Source organism: Streptomyces sp. SID12501, assembly GCF_010550245.1.
Taxonomy (GTDB): Bacteria; Actinomycetota; Actinomycetes; order Streptomycetales; family Streptomycetaceae; genus Streptomyces.
This window is the reverse complement of the sequence record NZ_JAAGLU010000471.1, coordinates 1-496: the sequence shown is the minus strand read 5'-3', so window position 1 is coordinate 496 and position 496 is coordinate 1. Positions and strand designations below refer to the sequence as shown.

Annotated in this window: 1 protein-coding gene and 1 pseudogene; both read left to right on the top strand. The window is 75.6% G+C overall.

Annotation, left to right across the window (positions count from 1 at the left end):
- Window positions 1-156: pseudogene (locus G3I71_RS52065) on the top strand (serine--tRNA ligase); the annotation flags it as partial.
- Window positions 153-496: HAD hydrolase family protein (locus G3I71_RS46830; RefSeq protein ID WP_164325045.1), on the top strand; the 344-nt coding region annotated here is incomplete at its 3' end. The pseudogene G3I71_RS52065 and the gene G3I71_RS46830, both read left to right, overlap by 4 nt.

The following is a 496-nucleotide window of genomic DNA, read 5'->3' as shown; positions in this document are numbered from 1 at the left end:
ACGCGCACGGTCGCGACGCTCAACGGCACGCTCGCCACGACGCGCTGGATCGTCGCGCTGCTGGAGAACCACCAGCAGGCCGACGGCTCGGTGCGGGTCCCCGAGGGCCTGCGCCCGTACCTGGGCGGCCTCGAGGTGCTGGAGCCGGTGCGGTGAGCCGCACGCGCCTCGTCGCGCTCGACGTCGACGGGACCCTCATGTCGTACGACGGCGTGATCTCCGCGGAGGTCCGCCAGGGGGTCGCTGCGCTCGTCGAGGCGGGCGTGCACGTGGTCGTCGCGACGGGGCGCGCGGTGCACTCGGCGACGCGCGTGGCGGCCGACCTCGGCCTGACGACGGGCTACGTGGTCGCGTCCAACGGCGCCGTGACGGCGCGGCTCGACCCCGACGAGCCGGGCGGGTACGCGCTCGTGCGCACGGTGACGTTCGACCCCGGACCGGCGCTGCGGACGCTCGCGCTGGAGCTGCCGGACGCGCTCTTCGCGGTCGAGGACCT